Genomic DNA, 20,994 nt, shown 5'->3' with positions numbered 1-20,994 from the left:
AATAAATACAATTTACGATACTAAAAACTCCCCTGAAACCAATTCTTCATCCTCTTCAACGCACTACCCATACTTGATTCATTAAATAATGAAGTTTCACCCACCTGTTGGTTTTTATGCCCAAATAACAACAAACCTACACCGGTTGCATGAATAGGATTGCGTACCACATCAACGAGCCCAGTAATATGTTGTGGCAAACCTAAACGTACTGGCATGTGAAATACTTCCTCCGCCAAATCAACAACTCCCTCCATCTTTGAACTACCTCCAGTAAGCACGACGCCTGCGGCAACCAAGTCTTCAAAACCACTGCGGCGCAACTCTGCGTGTACAAGTGTCAGCAATTCTTCATAACGAGGCTCGACCACCTCTGCAAGCGTTTGCCTCGACAATCGCCTCGGTTCGCGATCACCTACACTGGGAACCTCTATCGTGTCATCTGGATTAGCAAGCTGGCGTAATGCGCAAGCATATTTAATTTTAATTTCTTCAGCATATTGAGTTGGCGTCCGCATCGCGACCGCAATATCGTTAGTAACCTGGTCACCTGCAATAGGAATAACTGCTGTGTGTTTAATTGCACCTTCTGTAAATACTGCAACATCTGTCGTACCACCGCCAATATCCACCAAACAAATTCCCAACTCTTTTTCATCATCGGTTAACACTGAAAAACTAGATGCTAATTGTTCTAAAATTATATCGTCAACCTCTAAACCACAACGACGCACACATTTAATAATATTTTGCGCAGCACTCTCAGCTCCTGTCACCAAATGTACTTTTGCTTCTAGACGAACTCCAGACATGCCTATTGGTTCACGAATACCTTCTTGCTGATCAATTACAAATTCTTGCGGCATCACATGCAGTACGCGCTGGTCAGCTGGAATCGCAACTGCTCTTGCGGCATCAATCACGCGCTCTACATCACTTGATGAAACTTCACGATCTTTAATCGCGACGATGCCATGTGAATTCATGCTTCGAATATGACTACCTGCGATACCTGCATAGACTGAGTGAATCTGACATCCGGCCATCAATTCAGCTTCTTCAACACAGCGTTGAATCGACTGCACGGTGGATTCAATATTTACTACCACTCCTTTCTTAAGACCACGGGAGGGGTGCGAACCAATACCGACAATCTCCATCTGATTTTCTTCATTCACCTCACCCACAATCGCCGTAATTTTGGAAGTGCCAATATCCAATCCAACAATCATACTTTTATCGACTTTGCGGCTCATAAATTTGGTTCCATTTCAAAATGCTGTGCTAGGTTTTGAGCAAACTGGGGACTTTTCCATTCAACGGCTAAACCATTGGTATATCGCAGGTCTACTTTTTTTACTTCGTTTAAATTCTCAGCAAGATATTGCTCATATGCCGTGATAAATCGTTTAATCTTTTCTGAGACATTGCCATCGCCAATTGAGATTACCAAACCATCAGCCAAAACCAGATGCTTAGATTGGCGCCCATCTTCAAACAAACCACGCAGCTGTAGTCCAAATGGTTTTAGTTGTTGCATACTATTTTGGAAATTCCGCGCTAATTCTTTTGCTCGGATTGCTTCGCCGTATAGCATTGGCAGAGTTTGGTAAGCCTCGATATCGTTCGGAAAAAATAAATCTCCATAAGCATTCATGAGCCCCGTATCACCCCAGCGAGCAATAGGACTATGTTGTAAAATTTTTACATTTAAACTATCAGGCCAATATCTTTGTACAGATGCTTTATTCACCCAAGTTAATGTTTCCAACTCTTTTTCAAGCTTTGCCATTTTTATACGCAAAAAACCACCTGCACTGTGACTGCGAATAATATCTTTTAATGCAACACGGTCAACCGCATCGATATCGCCTCTTACCTCGACATTCTCTACCACTGGCCATGCTGCAATCGCGAAGTGATTATTCCTAACATAGGCAGAAAAGTACACTATGATTGTTAGCAACATAACCACTACGATCACGTCCCAAGCATCACGCTTTGAAAACGATTGCATCGCGGTTTTTTTACGACTCGCCGCACTTCTTCTTTTGATGTTACGTTTTTTTCTTTTCATGTTGCGCCACATACTGCAGATATTTGTCCCGTTAATTTTTTAGATATAATTTCAGAATCTTCTTTAAAAGAAGTCTGTAATATTTTAATTACTAACTCATTAAAGCTAATATTTTTTGCTTTAGCTGCCATCGGCACAAGGCTATGATCTGTCATTCCTGGCACAGTATTCACTTCCAAAAACCAAGGCTGATTATTCTTATCCAACATCACATCTACACGACCCCAACCAGAAGCATCGGTTGCATCAAAGGCGTGGACAGCGAGAGCTTGTATTTGTTTTTCTAACGCCGCAGATAAGCCACATGGGCAATGATATTGAGTATCGTTTGATTGATACTTAGCATCGAAATCATAAAAAGTATGAGGCGTCTCGAGTCGGATTACAGGCAATGCGCAACCATCCAATATGGCAACAGTATATTCACCACCCTCAACCCACTGTTCGGCAATCACGGACTCCTCGAACTGATGTGCACTTACCCAAGCTGGGGCAATTTCGGCTTTACTGTTCACTTTTGTCATACCAATACTGGAGCCTTGTGAAATGGGCTTAAAAATCATCGGCATACCCAGCTCAGCAATCAATTCATCTTCGTCCACGCTATCACTTAACACACGATACTTTGGAGTTGGTATTCCACAACCTTGCCAGATCTGTTTGGTCATCAATTTATTCATACAAATACTCGATGCCATCACACCACTACCACTGTACGGCATGCCGATGACTTCCAACCCTCCCTGTATGCAACCATCCTCGCCAAGCGGCCCATGTAGCGCAATTAAAGCACGCGCATACTTTCCATTTTGTAATTTTTCAAATACGTCGACTCCAACATCAATCGCTTCCGCACACACATTCGATTCTTGCAATGCAGCTAATATTGCTGCGCCACTCTTAAGTGATATTTCACGCTCAGCCGATGGACCACCCATCAATACTGCGACTTTACCAAAATGCTGTTGTGTATCGTGCTGAGCCATCACGCAGCCTCACCAATAATTCTTACTTCAGGAATTAATGAAACTCCACATTTGCTTTTAATAGTGCTACGAACATTGAGAATCAATGCTTCAATATCCGCTGCAGTCGCATCACCCATATTGAGAATAAAATTTGCATGCTTCGTTGATATTTGAGCACCACCAATCGTTTTTCCTTTTAGTTCACATGACTCGATCAATCGCGCTGCAAAATCATTTTCAGGGTTTCTAAATACAGAACCACAGCTTTTATTTCCTACAGGTTGTGAAGCGTTGCGTTGATCTAATAATTCACGAATTTTTTGCTTGGCTTGCTGGCCATCTCCTGTTTCAAATTTAAACGTAGCTGCAATAAACCATTCATCATCAGGCCCGTTAACTGAACGGTAGCCAATTTCAAATTCATTAGGTCTGCGCACTTGTAGCTCACCATTACGATCAAGAGTCTCTACTTCTGCTACATAATTCCAAGTTTCGCTACCATACGCTCCAGAGTTCATTGCTAACGCACCACCCACCGTACCCGGTATACCCGCGAGAAATTCTGCACCTATCAAGTCATTCTCCGCGCCAAAACGTGCCAATTTTGCACATGACACACCTAGCTCTGCACGAATCAAATTGCTTTCAATTTTTTCCAACTTATTTATACAGCCTTGCATAATAATAACTACACCACGCACTCCGCCATCTCGTACTAATACATTTGTGCCTCTACCTAACCAAGTAATTGGAACTGCCACATCCAGTGTCTTTATGAATTTTTGTAAATCAGCCAAATCTTCTGGCTGGAAAAGTATTTCTGCCGCACCCCCAACTTTCCAGCTGGTAAATCGCGCCAAGGAAACTCCTCTTTCGAGCTTCCCTCGCAGATTCTTATCTTTTAATCCTTTTTCCATCACAGTACCCATATCAACGCACTGCAAATGACTCATGCAATGCAGGTGCTATACCACCAACACTACCTGCACCCAACGTTAACAAAACATCATTATCATGAATCACATGTTCAAGCGTACTTTGAATCTCTGACATATCTTTAACCAAAATGGGGTCTAACTTACCGCGCGCGCGCAAGGCACGACATAAAGCCGCACTATCTGCACCAATAATTGGGTCTTCATTTGCGGCATACACCTCGCATAACATCAATGCATCGGTTTCATTTAAGACGCGCACAAAATCATCAAACAAATCTCGTGTACGTGAATAGCGATGTGGCTGAAAAAGCACAACCAGTCTTTTCTCGGGATACGCCTCACGCGCAGCTTGTATTGTTGCAGCTAATTCTGTGGGGTGATGACCATAATCATCCACCAACTGAATACTCTTACCATCAATACAAATGTCTGAGTAAATCTGAAACCTTCTTGCAATGCCTTGAAAGCTTTCAAAGGCATCTTGAATAAATTCTTCTGCAACATCTAATTGCAATGCCACAACCGCAGCCGCTACTGCATTTTGTACGTTGTGAACGCCAGGTAGATTGAGCACAAAATCAATTGAAGACTGACTTTCTGGACGTTGTAATTTAAACTTAGTTTGTGCTCCAGACATTTCTACATCAGTAATCTGATAATCCGCATCTTCGCCAAAGCCATAGGTTAAATATGGACGATAAATTTTTGGTAGCAAGGCTTTAATAGTCTCATCTTCAATACACAAGACGGTCATACCATAAAAAGGTAAATGATGAATGAACTCTAAAAATGCATCCTGTAAATTATTAAAATCACCGTCATAAGCAGACAAATGATCAGAATCAATATTTGTAACTACAGACATAATGGGTTGCAAATGCAAAAAAGACGCGTCACTTTCATCGGCTTCAGCCACCAAGTATTGACCTGCACCTAGCTTTGAATGACTGTCAAAACTATTTACTTTCCCACCGACTATAAAAGTCGGATCCATATTCGCAGCAGCCAAAATGGATGCCACTAAACTAGTTGTTGTGGTCTTACCATGTGTGCCAGCAATCGCTATGCCGTAACGAAAGCGCATTAACTCTGCCAACATTTCAGCGCGCGGCACAATAGGAATGCGTTGCTCTCGCGCAGCAACCACTTCCGGATTATTTTCTTTTACTGCACTCGACATAACCACTACATCTGCGCCGGCAATATTGCTAGCCTCATGCTTATTAAACACTGTGGCACCCAACTCACTTAACTTCCGAGTCATCACGTTTTGCTGCATATCAGAACCACATACCTTGTAACCAAGGTTCACCATGACTTCTGCGATACCACCCATACCAGAACCACCAATGCCAACAAAGTGCACTTGTTTAATTCTGCGTGTAGCAAATTGTCCGATATTAAATGTCATAGCTAAAAGTCTTTAACCATGCTGATATTCTCACCATCTTTACCTAAACAAGCCTGAATACACACTTTTGCAACATCTCTAGCAGCTTGTGGTTTTGCAAAAGCCCCAGCCGCTTTTGCAAAAGATCTTAATTTAGTGCGATTGTTTAGCAATTCATGCAACACTTTTGCAAGACTGTCAGCATTAAGATGTTTTTCTGCAATCATCAATGCAGCGCCAGCGTTCACCAACGCCCCAGCGTTAGCAGTTTGATGGTCATCAACCGCATAGGGATAAGGTATAAAAATGGCACCCACTCCAGCTACCGCTAATTCAGCCACGGTTATCGCACCAGCTCGACAGATCACTAAATCTGCCCAAGCATAGGCTTCTTGCATATTTTCAATAAATGCATCTACGCGACATTTCACTCCCTGCGATTCGTAATGTTCAAGCGTAGTTTTATACTTGTGTTCACCTGTTTGATGCCAAATTTCAGGATGTAATTCAGCAGAAAACTCTGCCATTACCTTCGCCATCGCAATCGGTACCGTTTCATTTAATGCCTGTGCACCTAAGCTTCCACCAAACACTAGTACTCGTAGAGGTCGATCAGCCGGCTCTGCTATTTGATACTGACGTTGTAGTTGAGAAATTTCAGCTCTTACTGGGTTACCTAATACCTCGACATTTTTGCGCACGAAAGTGCTGGGAAAACCAGTAAGAATTCGTTTTGCAAATGGTGCTAGCAGTCTATTTGTTAAACCTGCAATTGCATTTTGTTCGTGGATAATAAGTGGTTTACGCATCAATGCTGCGATTAAGCCACCAGGACCCGCTACGAAGCCACCCATACCAAGCACCGCACAAGGACGATGCTTAATCAAAAGCCAGGTTACTTGCAAACTGGCCAATACTAATTTGAATGGCGCAAATACATATGTAGCAAAATTTTTCCCGCGTAATCCATTCACCGCAATCCATTCAATTTTATAACCCGCATTGGGAACCACTTTAGCTTCAATACCGCGCTTAGTACCCACCCAAACAATGGGCACTGATTGCTGCTCTATTTGTTTAGCTACCGCAAGCGCAGGAAATACATGACCACCGGTACCGCCCGCTAATATCATTACAGGTGAACGTTGAAGTGGTTGTTGAGTCGTCATATTTCTGTGCGAGTCATCCCGTAAGCAGTCATCTATAAGATGACTTGGCATGACCCTCCGTATAAACACGCGTGAGCAAACCAATAGCCATACACACCACTAACAGACTGCTTCCACCCGCACTAACAAAAGGCAGAGTAAGTCCTTTAGTAGGCAATACACCCGTATTCACTCCAATATTAATAAATGCTTGCAGACCCAACCAAATTCCGATGCCATAAGCAATTTGTGCACCAAATTTCATGCCCCGCTTTTCAACCATTTTGCCAATCGCAAAACATCGATAAATTAGTAGTATAAATAGCGCTAGTACTACAGACACGCCTAGCAAACCCAATTCCTCTGCTATCACTGCAAACACAAAGTCAGTATGAGCTTCAGGTAAATAAAATAATTTCTGTACGCTAGCGCCAAGACCTAAACCCGACCATGCGCCACTACCTATTGCTATCAATGATTGAGTTAGCTGAAACCCCGAACCAAATGGATCAGACCATGGATTTAGAAACGCAGTAAAGCGCTCAACTCGATAAGGAGATGAAATAGCAACAAAACTCATCGAGATTGCCGAGGCCATCAACAAAATCCCAAATTTCCAAAATTTTACGCCTGCCAAATACAGCATTCCCAAAGCAGTAATTAGCAGCACCATGGCTGCACCAAAATCTGGTTCTAATAATAAAAGCGTAAACAACACAACCAACACGAGCATGGGTTTCACAAAACCAATAAATGACTCACGAATTTGTTTACCTTGCCTAACCACATAACCAGCAAGATAGACAATCAACATGAGCTTTACGACTTCAGACACTTGTAAACCAAAAGGACCAATGGCTAGCCAACGAGTACTTCCGTTAACCGTTCTTCCCAAACCCGGAATTAATACCAATAACAGCAACACCACCATAAATAACAATATCGCCATACCAGAATTTTCCCAGTGTGTAAGGCGAATTTTAGTCAATGCGAAACCAGCAGATATACCCATCAAGGCAAAAATAAATTGACGCTTAAAATAATAAAGCGGATCTCCTGTAGCACGATCTGCAATTTCTATCGAAGATGACGCGACCATCACCAAACCTATACCAAGCAACATCACAACCGCAAACATGAGCTTAGCATCGCAATACTGAGCCAGCTCAATATCAAAGCTAGCTGCTTTTTTGCGTGCTGTTTGCTTAACCGCGCTCATAACAAAAGATCCTTCACGCAATTTTCAAAATGACTGCCGCGTTCGATATAATTTTTATACATATCAAAACTTGCACAAGCAGGAGACAATAGAACCTGATCACCTGCAATCGATTCTTTTTGCGCAATCTCTACCGCCTCATTCATTGAATTAGCAATATCTATAGTCGAGACACCTTCGATTCCCAGTTGCAATACATTTGCATCTTGCCCTAACAAAATTACATGCTTAACATGCTTAGCAATCGCCTCTTTTAGCTGTGCTAAATCACCGCCTTTAAATACCCCACCAGCAATTAAGACAATATTCTTTTGCAAGCTGCGTAATGAACTAATCGTAGCGCCGATATTGGTACCTTTTGAATCATTAAACCAAGACACGCCATCTTGTTCGGCCACTAACGCTAAACGATGCGGCAAACCTTTAAAGTTTTTAAGCTTTTCTAACATAGCTTGCATTGGCAACTGCAACGCATGACCAACAGCCAAGGCAGCAAGAGAATTTAAAACTCCTGATTCGCCCTGCAAAGCAAGCACACTTACTGGCACCAATTGTTCTGCGCCTAACGACAAATACGAACACTGGTTTTCTTTAGTGATTCCAAACTGTCCTTCCAATGGATCACCTAAACCAAAAGAAATAACTTTTCCAGTAGTTTGCATGTGAGATACGTATTCATCATCGCGATTAATGACACTAATTTTTGCATTAGAATAAACATGCTCTTTAATGTGCGCATAATTATTCACATCTCCATGGCGATCTAGGTGATCAGGCGAGATGTTTAACACTACACTCACTTCAGGTTGCAATGACTGAGTAGATTCAAGTTGGAAACTCGATAATTCCAAAACAAACAGCTCCGCATCATTATGATCGAGCAGATCTAATGCAGGCGGACCCAAATTACCTCCTGCATAGGCATTCACACTCGCTAACCTCGCCATTTCAGCAAGTAAACTGGTCACGGTACTTTTACCATTTGATCCTGTGATGGCCACTACTGGTGTTGTAGTGCTGCGCGCAAATAACTCTATGTCACCTATACACTCGCATTCGTTAGCCTCAACCGCTTCTCGAAGAGCATCCTGATTAATATCGACACCTGGGCTTATAATAACTTGTGCCGTATGTGCGAACGCATCTGCCACAAGTTCACCTAAATAAATTTCTGCACTTGGAAAACGTCGCTTGAACGCCGCGAGTTGTGGCGGATTAGATCGGGTATCAAACATCGAAAAAGCAATATCATGTTTACTTAAATATTGAGCCACAGATAAACCTGTCTCACCAAGACCAATCACAACCGTATCTCGAAAATTGCTAGCATCTTGTTTTTGCAACGCTAAACCCATTCCTTTTATCTAAGCTTCAAGGTTGCTAAGCCGATTAACACTAAAATAAAGGTGATAATCCAAAAGCGAACTATAACTCTGGGTTCTGGCCACCCCTTAAGTTCAAAATGGTGGTGCAATGGCGCCATCTGAAATATTCGCTTACCCGTAAGTTTAAAAGAGATGACCTGCATCATTACTGACACGGTCTCAAGTACAAATACTCCACCCATAATGACTAATACGATTTCTTGCTTAACCAGCACTGCTAAAATACCCATTGCAGCCCCAAGCGCGAGCGCGCCCACATCGCCCATAAATACTTGTGCGGGATAAGCATTAAACCAAAGAAACCCAAGACCGGCGCCAACTGTAGCCCCACAGAAAACAACTAATTCGCCTGTTAAAGGCAAATGTGGAATTGACAAATAATTAGAAAAATTTATGTTGCCACTGAGATATGCAAATACACCTAAGGCACCCACCACCATTACCACTGGCATAATGGCAAGCCCATCCAATCCATCAGTAAAATTAACTGCATTACTTGAACCAACAATTACTAAATAAGTAAGCAGCACAAACCAAGCACCTAAAGGAATGACAATATTTTTAAAAAACGGCACATATAAATTTGTTTCTTCGGGCAGGCTGGTTGTGTAAAAAATAGCTAAAGCAACCCCCAATCCGATTACTGATTGCCAAAAATATTTACCCTTAGCCGAGAGACCCTTACTTGATCGACTTAATAGCTTCTTTACATCGTCTACTGCACCAACTAGACCAAACAAAAATGTAGTTACTAAAACAAACCAAACATAACGGTTAGATAAGTCACTCCACAAAAGCGCGCTCACTAATATTGATACTAATAAAAATGCACCTCCCATAGTCGGTGTACCCGCTTTTGCTAAATGTGTTGCCGGCCCATCACTTCTTACATTCTGATTCACACTATAGCTAGTCAGTTTTCGAATCATAATGGGGCCAGTGATAAAACAAATAGTCAGCGCAGTTAGCGCCCCCAGAATCGAACGTAAAGTCAAATACTGAAACACATTAAAACCAGAATGGTATTGCTCCAAGAACTCAAAAACACTAAGCAACATGTTCGTTATGCTCCATATTTTGACCGTTAGTCTTACCATTCATTTTTTTGTTTGCAATGGTTTTATTAGTGCGAATACCCGCTACAATTTTTTCAAGTTGCATTGCACGAGAACCTTTCACCAATACACATACCTCCGAAGACAATTCGTTTTGTAATACCTCTATAAGCTTTTTATGGCTACTGAAATGTATTGCACCCGACCCAAACTCCTTAACACAATGTTTAGTCAATTCCCCATAAGCAAATAACCTTGTGACCCCAAACTGTTTAGCAATATCGGCTGTCTTCTTATGCATAAAAACACTCTCATCGCCCAACTCACCCATGTCTCCCAATACCAACCAGTGTTCGCCTGGTTCTTGCGCTTGAACATCTAATGCCGCAGCTAAGGAGGCAGGATTAGCGTTGTAGCTATCATCTAATACAGTTGCACCAGCAAGCCCTTCCACTCTCACTAAACGACCCGGCACAGCCTGAGTTCTTTCGATACCCGTTTTAATGTCTTCAAGATCCAGACCTAGCGCCAACCCAACAGCTGTTGCTGCCAAAGTATTTAGCAAAGCATGCATACCTAACACTTGCGGTTTAACACGAACTTCTCCCATCGGAGTAATAATCTCAAGCTGATCGCTTGCAATTTGTTTACCACTAACATCGGCAGGTTTTTCAACACCAAAACTAATTTGCATGCGCTCGCCTATCTCTTTTTCCAACTCTCCCCTATAGTGCTCATCCGCATTAACCACTGCGACACCATTAGCGCTTAAGTTTTGATACATCTCGGCTTTTGCACGTGCCACACCCTCGATAGAACCAAAGCCTTCTAGATGTGCAGGTCCAATATTCGTGATCACGCCAATATTGGGCTCAGCTAACTTCGCCAATTCAGCAATTTCTCCAGCGTGATTAGCGCCCATTTCTATAACAGCGAATCGATGGCTCTCATTTAAATCACAAAGTGTTATAGGCACACCAATATGATTATTTAAATTTCCAACCGTAGCTAAAACCTCGCCCCCAGATGATGCAAGATGAGCACGTAGAATCTGTTTAATTAATTCTTTAACCGAAGTTTTGCCATTTGAGCCCGTAACTCCAATAACAGGTAAACTAAATCGCTTGCGCCATGCAGCTGCTAATTGCTGCAAAGCTTTATAAGTATCCTTAACCACAACTTGCGGCATAGCCGCATTTACTTTTCGCTGCACTAACGCTGCAGCCGCCTGACTAGCATCACCCGATTCAATTTTTTCATGCGGGTCAAATGAGTCTCCGACCAGAGCAACAAACAAAGCACCTGCTAACATGCTGCGTGTATCAGTGGACAAACCATTTATTAAGGCATCACTGCCTTGCAAATCACCATGTATTTGACCATCAGTAATGGCGGCAATTTCTGCTAAAGACAGTATCATCTGGAAATTTTTTCTAAAATTGCGTTGGCAATCTTTTTATCATCAAATGGCAAATAATCATGCTTAATAATTTGTACAACCTCATGACCCTTACCCGCAATTAACACTACATCTTCGTCATGCGCATTTTGAATCGCATACTCAATGGCTCCACAACGATCATGAATTAAGGTGTAATGTGAAGATGACGAAAACCCTGACTGTATTTCATTGGTAATTTCCTCCGGATCTTCAAATCGCGGATTATCATCGGTAATCACTGCAATGTCTGCATACTGCTCTACGGCTTGCGCCATCAACCTGCGCTTTCCTTGATCGCGGTTTCCTCCACAACCAAATACACACCACAACTTACCCGCGCAATGCTCCCTGAGCACTTTTAATACATTAATAAGAGCTTGCGGTGTATGTGCATAATCAATAACCACTACAGGCATACTTCCGTTGCGGACAATAAACTCCATTCGGCCAGGAACGGTTTGAATCTTAGAAATTACTTTTACCGCGCTCTTAAACTCAACACCACTTGCTATCAAAACACCTAGTACTGCAAGCAAATTGCTAATATTAAATTTGCCAATTAAATCTGTAATTACAACAGCATTACCCCAACTTGAATCAATTTCAAAACTTACTCCGCCAGCAACATATTTAATATTGATTGCGCTGATATATGGATACGTATTAATTGGATTTCCTTTAATCGAATACGCAATCACCTCCAACTGACCGGAGAATTCTTTAGCCAAACGCATGCCTGCTTTATCATCGATGTTAATGACTGCATTTTTTAGATTTGGATTTTGAAATAACAATCGTTTTGAGTTGAAGTAATCATCCATGGTTTTGTGATAATCCATATGATCACGACCGAAATTGGTAAACACGGCCGTATCAACATCAACCCCATTTAATCTACCTTGACTTAAACCATGAGACGAGGCTTCCAGCACCGCATTGTTTACATCATTCACATGCAAGTTACGCAATAAGCCATGCATGCGCACAGCGTCAGGCGTGGTGTGGCTTGCATTATCAAGATTTGGATATACACCATAGCCTAAAGTACCTATCACCCCGCAAGAAAGATCTAATTGCTTTAAGGCTTGCGCAATAAAATGGCTTACAGAAGTTTTCCCGTCCGTACCCGTTACCGCAATGACATTCATTTGCGAAGATGGATTATGGTAAAAACGCTGACAAATCAATCCGAGCTTATCTTGTAATTTATCAATTTCTAAACATGGAATTGTGCTGTGCAATTCGTCTACAGTTACTTGCCGACTAGACTCCCAAGCCAATGCCACAGCACCACGAGCAATAGCTTGCTGACTGTATTCAAGACCATGCTGTTGCAGACCTTGCAAAGCAATAAATAAATCGCCCTTACTTGTAGAGCGACTGTCTAAACTTAAGCCGTTTATTAAAGTTTCTGAATGATTAGTTTGCAACGTAGTCGTCCAGCCTTTTAACAATTTATCCAAAGGCCATGAATTCGGCGCATTGCTTTGCATAAATTAACCCGCATGATCTTTTGCTGGTTCAACATGAGCTTGCAAAGGCACTTTATCTGGCGAGATATTTAATATCCGTAGCGCCCCGCCCATAATTTTAGAAAATATAGGCGCAGCAACTTCACCACCAAAATATGCTCCGCTGCTAGGTTGATTCACCATCACCACCAACACCAACCTCGGATCACTCGCCGGCGCCATTCCTGCAAACACAGAAATATATTTATCTTCTTCATAACCACCTTTTGAAGATTTATGCACCGTGCCAGTCTTACCCGCTACGCTATAGCCCGGAATCGCAGCACGCGAACCAGTTCCTTGCTCAGAAACCACTGCAGTTAACATAGTGACCACTTTATCAACTGTTTGTGGCGAAAATATGGCTGGTATTTGCTGCTTTTTTACATCCTCAACTGATCTACGCAACATGGAGACTGGCAAAAGCTTGCCTCCAGATGCCAACACCATATACGCACGAGCCAACTGCAAACTTGTCATCGACATACCGTAACCATATGAGAGCGTCGCATGCTCAACCTTATGCCAATCATGAAAGCTTTTTAAATAACCGGAAACCTCGCCAGGGAATCCTGATTCAGTCGAGTGACCTATACCAATTGAGCTAAACGTAGACCACAACTCTTGTGCTGGAATAGTTTGTGCAATTTTTGTAGCGCCTACATTGCTAGATTTAAGGATGATTTCACTCACTGTAAGCGAACCATAATTTCTATGATCACGAATGGTGAACTCACCGATCTGATAAGTACCTGGCGCAGTATTTATGATGGTATTTTGAGAATAGCGTTGTGACTCCAAGGCAGAAGCAATAGTAAACGGCTTAATGGTTGATCCTGGCTCATACACATCTGTCACTGCACGATTGCGATATGTACTACGACCATAGCCTTCTCGATTATTTGGATTAAAAGAAGGCGCATTCGCCATCGCCAAAACTTCACCCGTTTTTGCATCCAACAAAACAGCCGATGCAGATTTAGCACGATGCTTTGAAAGCTTTGCTTTTAATTCTCGATAGGCGATATATTGAATTCTTTTATCAACACTAAGCACCATGTCCTTACCTGGCTCTGGAATACTTAACGCTTCAACATCTTCAACAATTCGCCTATAGGAGTCCTTAATAACTTTTTTAGAACCTGGCTGGCCACGCAACCATTCCTCATATGCAAGCTCTATTCCTTCCAAACCATTATCATCGATTCCCGTAAAACCCAAAACGTGCGAGGTAACTTCTGCAGTTGGGTAATATCTTCGATATTCACGTTTTAAATGAATTCCTTGACTACCTAACTGCTTTAATTTTTCTGCTTGCTCAGGAGCAATATGCCGCTTTACATAAAAAAACTGACGGTTTTTTTTGCTTTGCAATTTTTTGATCAAATGATCCGCGTTCATATTTAAAATCAACGCAACATTTCGTATTGCTTTATGACTTTGCAATGCTTCTAGTGGATTTGCCCACACTGAATGGATAGGCGTGCTAACTGCGAGTAACTCCCCGTTTCGATCTAAAATCATGCCGCGATGGGCAGGTATTTCGACTACTCGCAGATGGCGCGCCTTACCTTCCTCCTCTAAAAACTCATGCTCGAATAATTGCAAATAAACAGATCTCGCAAATAATCCGCCAAGACCTATAACAAACAATGACAGCAAAAAAGCTCTGCGCATTGAATAAATTGGATTTTTCTTCATTTTATTTATGACTTAATCTGTTTTAAGAAAAACCAATCTTTCTTTATGCACAAGACCCATGTTTAATTTTTCGCGAGCAATTTTCTCTACTCGACCATGCGTAGCCCAAGCACTTTGCTCTAATTGAAAACGGCCCCACTCAATTTGCAACTCATCAAAATTATTTTGCATGCTCTGTAATTCTATAAATGACTTTCGCATTGAATGCTTCGAGTACACTACGCCCACACCAGTTGCGACATTTGCAATAAACAAAACAATTACCAGCAATACTTTAGCTAACATGTTGCCCACTCCAGCACATGCAACTTCGCACTTCTTGCCCTCGGGTTTGCAGACACTTCTCCATCCGAAGGTTTAATCGCCTTGCAAACTCGCTTTAATTTAGCCTCGTGCTGCTCTACAACCGGCAGCTTGCGTGGAAGGTTTGAATGCGTATGCTTATGTAATAATTTTTTCACCACTTGATCTTCAAGCGAATGGAAGGTAATCACCAATAGTCTTCCTGAATTAGCAAGCAAACTAAGACACTCATCCAATGCTTTAGAAAGGGACTCGAGCTCTTGATTAATGTAAATACGAACTGCTTGGAAAGTACGAGTAGCGGGATGCTTTTTCTCACGCGACCTCCCTACCACACTCAACACTAAATCAGCCAATTCCTTCGTAGTTGTAATAGGTTGCTGAATACGCCTCTCAATCACAGCATTTGCAATTCTTTTGCTATAGCGCTCTTGTCCATACTCTTTCAATACATTTCCCAACTCCACCACGGTTACTTTTTTTAGCCATTCCGCAGCGCTCACCCCTTGCGTGGTATTCATGCGCATATCCAATGGCCCGTCATGCATAAAACTGAATCCTCTATCTGGGTTATCTAACTGAGGAGACGAAACTCCCAAATCAAAAAAAATTCCATTCACCTGATTCTCGAATTTATTTTGCTTAGCCACTTGCACAATTTGAGAAAAATTTCTCTGCTCTAAAATTAATCGTGAATCATCAACAAACTTTGATTTACCGTACTCAATTGCTGTTATATCTTGATCAATTGCCAATAGCCTTCCATTTCCACCCAAGCTTTTTAAGATCTCTTGACTATGCCCACCTCTACCAAACGTACAATCAATATATTTTCCATTCGGATCAATACTTAAAGCCTCTATAACTTCTGCAAGTAATACCGGATGATGCAAATCTGAAGCATCACTACACATTCTTAAATTGAGAGTGTTTCAAGTGCACCCGTAATGTCACTCAACTTACTTTCTTCTTTTAGCCAACGTTCACGCATTTTTTCCCATGTATCTTGGTCCCACAGCTCAAACTTATTCCCTTGGCCTATTAACACCGCGTGTTTTTTCAGATCAGCAAAGTTTCTTAGTGGAGGTGGTAGTAAAATTCGATTATTGCCATCCACATCACATTCCGTTGCATGACCCAGCAACAATCTTTGCAAACGCCTTACTTGTTTATTAATACTGGGTAATTGCATGAGTTTTTGCTGTATAACCTCCCACTCTGGCAAGGGATAAATTAGAAGACAGCGATCAACATCTACCGTTATCACCAAACTACCGTCACAACTTTCTTGGATGCTCTCGCGATAGCGTGCAGGCAAAGACATGCGGCCTTTGGCATCCAAATTTAGATCGTTTATTCCCTGAAACATAAGTATTGGTCACGGATAGTTATTCCATGTTTTCCCACATTTTCCCACTTTTTGACACTATAGAAACAGGACTGTTAGATTGCAAGTGAATACATAGAAAAAACCCCAAAAAATTCTTATAAGACAGATAGTTAAGAGGTTTTCTACCCTGAAAAATACAGGGTATTTAGTCAAGAACTTACCTAGTTTTGAGGGCTTAACAGAGAATGATAATAATTTAGATTAAGTGAACAAATACACAGCCACTCAAAAGATATAGATAATTAGGAACACAAGGCCTGCAACGGTCCATTTTGTGGCCAATAAATAAGGAGTCAGCCGATAAGCCGGGTTCTGTCGAGAACAGTCATTCATCTAGGACTTGCGTCACCACAAGCCTCGAGCAACCTACCCGGGGACCGCACGGACCATGCGTTGGATTGCTCCACGCCCCCCTATTTGGCCTTGCTCTAGGTGGGGTTTGCCTTGCCACACCTGTTACCAGCTGCGCGGTGCGCTCTTACCGCACCCTTTCACCCTTACCCAAATTAAATAATTTAGGCGGTTTACTTTCTGTTGCACTTTCCATGGACTCACATCCTCCAGGCGTTACCTGGCACCTTGCCCATAGAGCCCGGACTTTCCTCTGCCTCATTTATAGAATAAATGAAACAGCGACTGCTTAGCTGACTCCTTCCAAGAAGATAGCACACTCATTTGGGCTTGTTTTTAGATTTGCCTAAACCTAATGCATAAAGCTGGTTACGACGTATACCGGTATGTTTGGACACAATCGCAGCAGCTTCTTTTAGCGGTAAATGTTGCTGCAACTCAAACAACAATTTTTCCGCCTTTTCAACGCTAGCAGCATCATCAGGCGCAGTATTGCCATGCAATATCAATACAATTTCACCACGTATTTTTTCTGTTTGCTCTGCTAACTGCTGCTGAATTTCATTCAACTGGGCACAAATATGCTGCTCATAATGTTTCGTTAACTCACGTAATAATGCAGCCTTACGCTCACCCCCCATGACAATTAAGCAATCTTGCAGCGTTGCCTGAATACGCTGTGCGGATTCATAAAAAACCATGGTCCGCGCTTCATAACGCAAGTCATTCAATAGCTTTATTCGTTCGGTGGAACTTTTAGGAAAAAATCCCTCAAATATAAAGCGATCTGTTGGCATCCCAGCAATCGATAGTGCCGCGGTCAGCGCGCTTGCCCCAGGAATTGGGCGCACACAGATCCCAGCATCTTGAGCCGCAGACACGAGCTTATAGCCAGGATCACTGATTAAGGGTGTGCCTGCATCAGAAACCAGACCAAGGTCTGCACCCGCTTGTATCTGCTCAATTACAGAGGATATTTTTTTAGATTCATTAAAATCATGTAGCGACTGCAATGTAGCTTGGATACCATAGTGCTCTAAAAGATGTTTAGTAACGCGGGTATCTTCAGCATATAAAGTCTTAACATTCTTAATAATATCTAGAGCACGTAGTGTAATATCCGCAAGATTGCCAATAGGAGTGGCAATGATATACAAAGTGCCATAATCACTCATTTATACATAATCCAGAAAAATTAAAATGCAAACACCCCAAACTCAACATCTACTAAACCAAAAACTATCCCTTGTATTCATCAGCCTGTTAGCGACTTGCATGCTATGGAGTTGCGCAGACTTCCCATTAGATACCAGTAAAGTTTTTGACTCTGGCAGCAGCTCTCAAACACGACACGCAGAAAAGCTTCTTAAAGCCGAGCACTATCAAGAAGCTGCAGCTATTTTTTGGGCTGAGGCAGAAACACGGCCATCGCCACAAAAAGAAGCATTACAAATTAGAGCAGCAGAGGCCGTATTGCAACCTGGGACCAAGCTACAAGCCCAACAATATTTAGGCGCAATTGATGAAAGCGTGCTATCGAAAGATCTATTAGTGCGAAAACGCGTGGCCTCAGCAGAACTTGCACTGCTAAACGGTCAGCCACAAATTGCGTTAGATACTGCTCCTGAGAAGCTCATTAACGTATCTGAAAAATATAACCCTCATTTACTTGCAGTCCGCGCCAAAGCATTAAAAAACGCAGGCATGATGAAGCAATCGATCGAAACACGTATCGCTTTAAATCAATTATTACGAAAACCAGGGCAACTTAAGAAAAATAATGAATTAATTTGGCAGACTCTGCTGAATACAAATAATCAAGAACTAAACTCGTGGTCTGCCGGCAAAAATAGTCCTGAACTCACCGCATGGTTAAGTCTTGTTGCCATCCAGAAACGCCCACATGAAAATCAGCCATCGTTAGATAGCGAAATACAACAGTGGCGTGCAAAATACTCGAATCATAGAATTCCAAACCACATCGTTGACTCCATCACAAAAGACTATGCTTCGTTCCATATCGCACCTAACAAAATCGCTCTATTGTTACCGTTAACGGGTCGCTACAGCAAAGTGGCCGAAGCGGTTTACGCAGGAATCACAACCGCAAGGGAATTTGGTGAAGCTTTCAACCCTCCTCCAGAACTCGTTGTCTATGACACAGGTGATAATCCAACTTCAGCACTAAGTTATTACCAGCGTGCTGTATCCGAAGGCGCGGACTTTATAATTGGCCCATTTCAAAAAGATGCAGTACGCAGTTTGGGTAGCCAAGGCTCATTACCTGTACCCACCTTGTCATTAAACTATACCGATAGCGAACTTAATGGCGCACAAAATTTATACCAGTTTGGTTTGTTGCCAGAAGATGAAGCCAAACAAGTCGCGGAACGCGCATCATTTGAAAACAAAGGCGCAGCTTTAGTACTTGTACCAGAGGGTGAATGGGGTACGCGCTTGCTATCATCCTTCACTAATCGTTTTCATGAACTGGGTGGTTCTGTAATTCAATCTGAACGATATTTCCCACAGAACTCTGATTATTCTGTTGCCATTAAAAGTCTACTTCAACTAAACCAAAGCGAACAACGCCGACGCACCGTACAATCAATTGTCAAAGCAGATCTTGAATTTGAACCGCGACGCAGACAAGACGCAGACTTTATTTTCATTGCTGCATCACCACAACAAGCAAGACTAATACGCCCACAACTAAGTTATCATTTTGCATCTGATCTACCCGTGTTTGCAACCTCGCACGTTTTTTCGGGTAACGAAAATATCTCAGCTGATAAAGACATCAATGGCATAACCTACTGTGATGTACCTTGGCTATTGTCTGCCGACCCAGCCATGGAATTGTTGCGTGATTCTCTAGACCTTCAATCTTCAAGCAGCTCTTCCAGACTGCCACGTTTTGCAGCGTTAGGAATTGATGCTTACCAAGTCATTCCGCATTTACAACGTCTAGCTGCCAATGATTTTGACCGCTATCAAGGCACCACAGGCAAATTAAGCGTTGACCGGCAAAATCGAATCTACCGCGAACTCATCTGGGCAAAATTTAAGAAAGGTCGCCCCGAGTCACTGGGTGTAACGCCAAGCCTTACACCAGATTTTTCAGCACAATTACATTCCTCACAGTAATTTTTCTTTAGTGAAAACATCTCAACAAGGAAAAATTGCAGAAGATGAAGCTTGTCACTTTCTAAAAAAACAAGGGCTCAAATTAGTTGAAAAGAACTATCGCTGCCGCACAGGTGAAATTGACTTAATCATGCAGGACAAAGAAACGTTAGTATTTGTCGAAGTCCGCTATAGAACTAAAAACGACTATGGATCGGCCCTGGACAGTGTAGATCAACGCAAAATCGAAAAACTCATTTCCGCAGCAGGTCATTATGTCTCTACACATCAACCCGACCTACCCATGCGCTTTGATGTGGTAGGGTTTGATGCATCATTAAAACCAAACTGGGTAAGTAACGCTTTTCCCGCATTTTAAAATTTATACATTATGAATAAACAAGAATCTAGAATTGAAGAACTCTTTCAAGCCAGCATTGAAACTAAACAGACCAGCCTGAATGAAGTGAAAGCAGCTGTTGCTACTGCGGCTGAAATAATGCTTCAAGCTTTTAAGCAGCAAGGCAAAATACTCTCCTGTGGCAATGGCGGTTCAGCCGCAGACTCGCAGCACCTTTCTTCTGAATTACTCAATCGCTTTGAACGTGAACGAGAAGGTTTAGCCGCCATGGCTCTAACTACTGACAGCTCTACCCTAACTTCGATTGCCAATGATTATGCTTATGAAAATATATTTTCCAGACAAGTGCTCGCACTTGGAAATGCCAACGATGTGTTAATTGCAATTACCACCAGCGGCAATTCGGTAAATATATTATCCGCAATTGAAGCAGCTCATCAGAAAAATATGACTGTGGTAGCGCTTTCCGGTAATGGCGGCGGCAAGTTAGCTTCGGTTTTAAAAGATACGGACATTGAAATTCGAGTTCCTAGTCATTCAACTGCGCGCATTCAAGAAGTGCACCTTTTAGTCTTGCACTGCCTATGTAATTTGATTGACGATGAGTTACTTGGTTAAGTTTCATTTTAC

At 42.2% G+C, this 20,994-nt stretch carries 19 protein-coding genes and 1 other RNA gene; 3 read left to right on the top strand and 17 right to left on the bottom strand.

The features are described from left to right. Positions 1–20: 20 nt before the first annotated feature. The 17 genes from ftsA to rsmI form a co-directional block, all read right to left on the bottom strand. Positions 21–1,256, bottom strand: coding sequence for a cell division protein FtsA (gene ftsA, locus GKR92_12655; GenBank protein ID QMU62501.1), 1,236 nt, complete (start codon positions 1,254–1,256; stop codon positions 21–23). Next, a complete protein-coding gene (locus GKR92_12650) occupies positions 1,253–2,089 on the bottom strand; it encodes an FtsQ-type POTRA domain-containing protein (protein QMU62500.1) in 837 nt (278 codons plus the stop codon). The genes ftsA and GKR92_12650 overlap by 4 nt, the downstream gene beginning before the upstream one ends. Further along, a complete protein-coding gene (locus GKR92_12645; protein ID QMU62499.1) occupies positions 2,074–3,063 on the bottom strand; it encodes a D-alanine--D-alanine ligase in 990 nt (329 codons plus the stop codon). Before GKR92_12645 ends, GKR92_12650 begins: the two co-directional genes overlap by 16 nt. After that, on the bottom strand, positions 3,063–3,962 hold the full coding sequence (gene murB / locus GKR92_12640) for a UDP-N-acetylmuramate dehydrogenase (protein QMU62802.1): 900 nt from the start codon (positions 3,960–3,962) through the stop codon (positions 3,063–3,065). The genes GKR92_12645 and murB overlap by 1 nt, the downstream gene beginning before the upstream one ends. A gap of 13 nt (positions 3,963–3,975) precedes the next feature. Then, positions 3,976–5,394 (bottom strand): UDP-N-acetylmuramate--L-alanine ligase, encoded by a 1,419-nt coding sequence (gene murC / locus GKR92_12635; GenBank protein QMU62498.1) that lies wholly within the window; start codon positions 5,392–5,394, stop codon positions 3,976–3,978. A 2-nt stretch (positions 5,395–5,396) separates the two neighbouring features. After that, a complete protein-coding gene (gene murG, locus GKR92_12630) occupies positions 5,397–6,506 on the bottom strand; it encodes an undecaprenyldiphospho-muramoylpentapeptide beta-N-acetylglucosaminyltransferase (protein ID QMU62801.1) in 1,110 nt (369 codons plus the stop codon). Between the two features lie 64 nt (positions 6,507–6,570). Then, a complete protein-coding gene (gene ftsW, locus GKR92_12625) occupies positions 6,571–7,740 on the bottom strand; it encodes a putative lipid II flippase FtsW (protein QMU62497.1) in 1,170 nt (389 codons plus the stop codon). Next, entirely contained in the window at positions 7,737–9,095 is a 1,359-nt protein-coding gene (gene murD, locus GKR92_12620) for a UDP-N-acetylmuramoyl-L-alanine--D-glutamate ligase (GenBank protein QMU62496.1), read from the bottom strand. Before murD ends, ftsW begins: the two co-directional genes overlap by 4 nt. Before the next feature lie 5 nt (positions 9,096–9,100). Continuing rightward, complete coding sequence (locus GKR92_12615) at positions 9,101–10,183, bottom strand: phospho-N-acetylmuramoyl-pentapeptide-transferase (protein ID QMU62495.1); 1,083 nt, start codon at positions 10,181–10,183, stop codon at positions 9,101–9,103. Continuing rightward, entirely contained in the window at positions 10,173–11,600 is a 1,428-nt protein-coding gene (gene murF, locus GKR92_12610) for a UDP-N-acetylmuramoyl-tripeptide--D-alanyl-D-alanine ligase (GenBank protein QMU62494.1), read from the bottom strand. Before murF ends, GKR92_12615 begins: the two co-directional genes overlap by 11 nt. Further along, positions 11,597–13,114: a UDP-N-acetylmuramoyl-L-alanyl-D-glutamate--2,6-diaminopimelate ligase gene (locus GKR92_12605; GenBank protein ID QMU62493.1), complete on the bottom strand. Its 1,518-nt coding sequence runs from the start codon at positions 13,112–13,114 to the stop codon at positions 11,597–11,599. The genes murF and GKR92_12605 overlap by 4 nt, the downstream gene beginning before the upstream one ends. Positions 13,115–13,117: 3 nt before the next feature. Beyond that, positions 13,118–14,833 carry a penicillin-binding protein 2 gene (locus GKR92_12600; protein QMU62492.1) on the bottom strand — a complete coding sequence of 572 codons (1,716 nt, stop codon included), beginning with the start codon at positions 14,831–14,833 and terminating at the stop codon, positions 13,118–13,120. 12 nt (positions 14,834–14,845) lie between these two features. Then, the gene (ftsL, locus tag GKR92_12595) at positions 14,846–15,118 is read right to left on the bottom strand and encodes a cell division protein FtsL (protein QMU62491.1); all 273 of its coding nucleotides are present in this window, start codon (positions 15,116–15,118) and stop codon (positions 14,846–14,848) included. Beyond that, positions 15,112–16,050, bottom strand: a complete 939-nt coding sequence (rsmH, locus tag GKR92_12590) for a 16S rRNA (cytosine(1402)-N(4))-methyltransferase RsmH (GenBank protein QMU62490.1) — start codon at positions 16,048–16,050, stop codon at positions 15,112–15,114. The genes ftsL and rsmH overlap by 7 nt, the downstream gene beginning before the upstream one ends. Before the next feature lie 2 nt (positions 16,051–16,052). Further along, positions 16,053–16,505 (bottom strand): division/cell wall cluster transcriptional repressor MraZ, encoded by a 453-nt coding sequence (gene mraZ, locus GKR92_12585; GenBank protein QMU62489.1) that lies wholly within the window; start codon positions 16,503–16,505, stop codon positions 16,053–16,055. Between the two features lie 306 nt (positions 16,506–16,811). Then, positions 16,812–17,178: RNase P RNA component class A (rnpB, locus tag GKR92_12580), an RNA gene on the bottom strand. 19 nt (positions 17,179–17,197) lie between these two features. Then, the gene (gene rsmI / locus GKR92_12575) at positions 17,198–18,052 is read right to left on the bottom strand and encodes a 16S rRNA (cytidine(1402)-2'-O)-methyltransferase (GenBank protein QMU62488.1); all 855 of its coding nucleotides are present in this window, start codon (positions 18,050–18,052) and stop codon (positions 17,198–17,200) included. 25 nt (positions 18,053–18,077) lie between these two features. Here rsmI and GKR92_12570 point away from each other — a divergent pair, with 25 nt between their 5' ends. The 3 genes from GKR92_12570 to GKR92_12560 are packed head-to-tail and all read left to right on the top strand — an operon-like array spanning position 18,078 to position 20,982. Continuing rightward, positions 18,078–20,024 carry an ABC transporter substrate-binding protein gene (locus GKR92_12570; GenBank protein QMU62487.1) on the top strand — a complete coding sequence of 649 codons (1,947 nt, stop codon included), beginning with the start codon at positions 18,078–18,080 and terminating at the stop codon, positions 20,022–20,024. Positions 20,025–20,034: 10 nt separating this feature from the next. Next, positions 20,035–20,382 (top strand): YraN family protein, encoded by a 348-nt coding sequence (locus GKR92_12565; GenBank protein ID QMU62486.1) that lies wholly within the window; start codon positions 20,035–20,037, stop codon positions 20,380–20,382. Between the two features lie 12 nt (positions 20,383–20,394). Next, a complete protein-coding gene (locus tag GKR92_12560; GenBank protein ID QMU62485.1) occupies positions 20,395–20,982 on the top strand; it encodes a phosphoheptose isomerase in 588 nt (195 codons plus the stop codon). Positions 20,983–20,994: the final 12 nt, after the last annotated feature.

This window comes from Gammaproteobacteria bacterium, assembly GCA_014075255.1.
Classification (GTDB): domain Bacteria; phylum Pseudomonadota; class Gammaproteobacteria; order UBA4575; family UBA4575; genus JABDMD01.
This window is presented reverse-complemented; position numbering and strand designations above follow the sequence as displayed.

What these genes read in the sequence shown, in the direction of transcription:
- ftsA (QMU62501.1), bottom strand. Translation starts at nt 1,256, where the DNA reads ATGAGCCGCAAAGTCGATAAAAGTATGATTGTTGGATTGGATATTGGC.
- GKR92_12650 (QMU62500.1), bottom strand. Translation starts at nt 2,089, where the DNA reads ATGTGGCGCAACATGAAAAGAAAAAAACGTAACATCAAAAGAAGAAGT.
- GKR92_12645 (QMU62499.1), bottom strand. Translation starts at nt 3,063, where the DNA reads ATGGCTCAGCACGATACACAACAGCATTTTGGTAAAGTCGCAGTATTG.
- murB (QMU62802.1), bottom strand. Translation starts at nt 3,962, where the DNA reads ATGGAAAAAGGATTAAAAGATAAGAATCTGCGAGGGAAGCTCGAAAGA.
- murC (QMU62498.1), bottom strand. Translation starts at nt 5,394, where the DNA reads ATGACATTTAATATCGGACAATTTGCTACACGCAGAATTAAACAAGTG.
- murG (QMU62801.1), bottom strand. Translation starts at nt 6,506, where the DNA reads ATGATATTAGCGGGCGGTACCGGTGGTCATGTATTTCCTGCGCTTGCG.
- ftsW (QMU62497.1), bottom strand. Translation starts at nt 7,740, where the DNA reads ATGAGCGCGGTTAAGCAAACAGCACGCAAAAAAGCAGCTAGCTTTGAT.
- murD (QMU62496.1), bottom strand. Translation starts at nt 9,095, where the DNA reads ATGGGTTTAGCGTTGCAAAAACAAGATGCTAGCAATTTTCGAGATACG.
- GKR92_12615 (QMU62495.1), bottom strand. Translation starts at nt 10,183, where the DNA reads ATGTTGCTTAGTGTTTTTGAGTTCTTGGAGCAATACCATTCTGGTTTT.
- murF (QMU62494.1), bottom strand. Translation starts at nt 11,600, where the DNA reads ATGATACTGTCTTTAGCAGAAATTGCCGCCATTACTGATGGTCAAATA.
- GKR92_12605 (QMU62493.1), bottom strand. Translation starts at nt 13,114, where the DNA reads ATGCAAAGCAATGCGCCGAATTCATGGCCTTTGGATAAATTGTTAAAA.
- GKR92_12600 (QMU62492.1), bottom strand. Translation starts at nt 14,833, where the DNA reads ATGAAGAAAAATCCAATTTATTCAATGCGCAGAGCTTTTTTGCTGTCA.
- ftsL (QMU62491.1), bottom strand. Translation starts at nt 15,118, where the DNA reads ATGTTAGCTAAAGTATTGCTGGTAATTGTTTTGTTTATTGCAAATGTC.
- rsmH (QMU62490.1), bottom strand. Translation starts at nt 16,050, where the DNA reads ATGTGTAGTGATGCTTCAGATTTGCATCATCCGGTATTACTTGCAGAA.
- mraZ (QMU62489.1), bottom strand. Translation starts at nt 16,505, where the DNA reads ATGTTTCAGGGAATAAACGATCTAAATTTGGATGCCAAAGGCCGCATG.
- rsmI (QMU62488.1), bottom strand. Translation starts at nt 18,052, where the DNA reads ATGAGTGATTATGGCACTTTGTATATCATTGCCACTCCTATTGGCAAT.
- GKR92_12570 (QMU62487.1), top strand. Translation starts at nt 18,078, where the DNA reads ATGCAAACACCCCAAACTCAACATCTACTAAACCAAAAACTATCCCTT.
- GKR92_12560 (QMU62485.1), top strand. Translation starts at nt 20,395, where the DNA reads ATGAATAAACAAGAATCTAGAATTGAAGAACTCTTTCAAGCCAGCATT.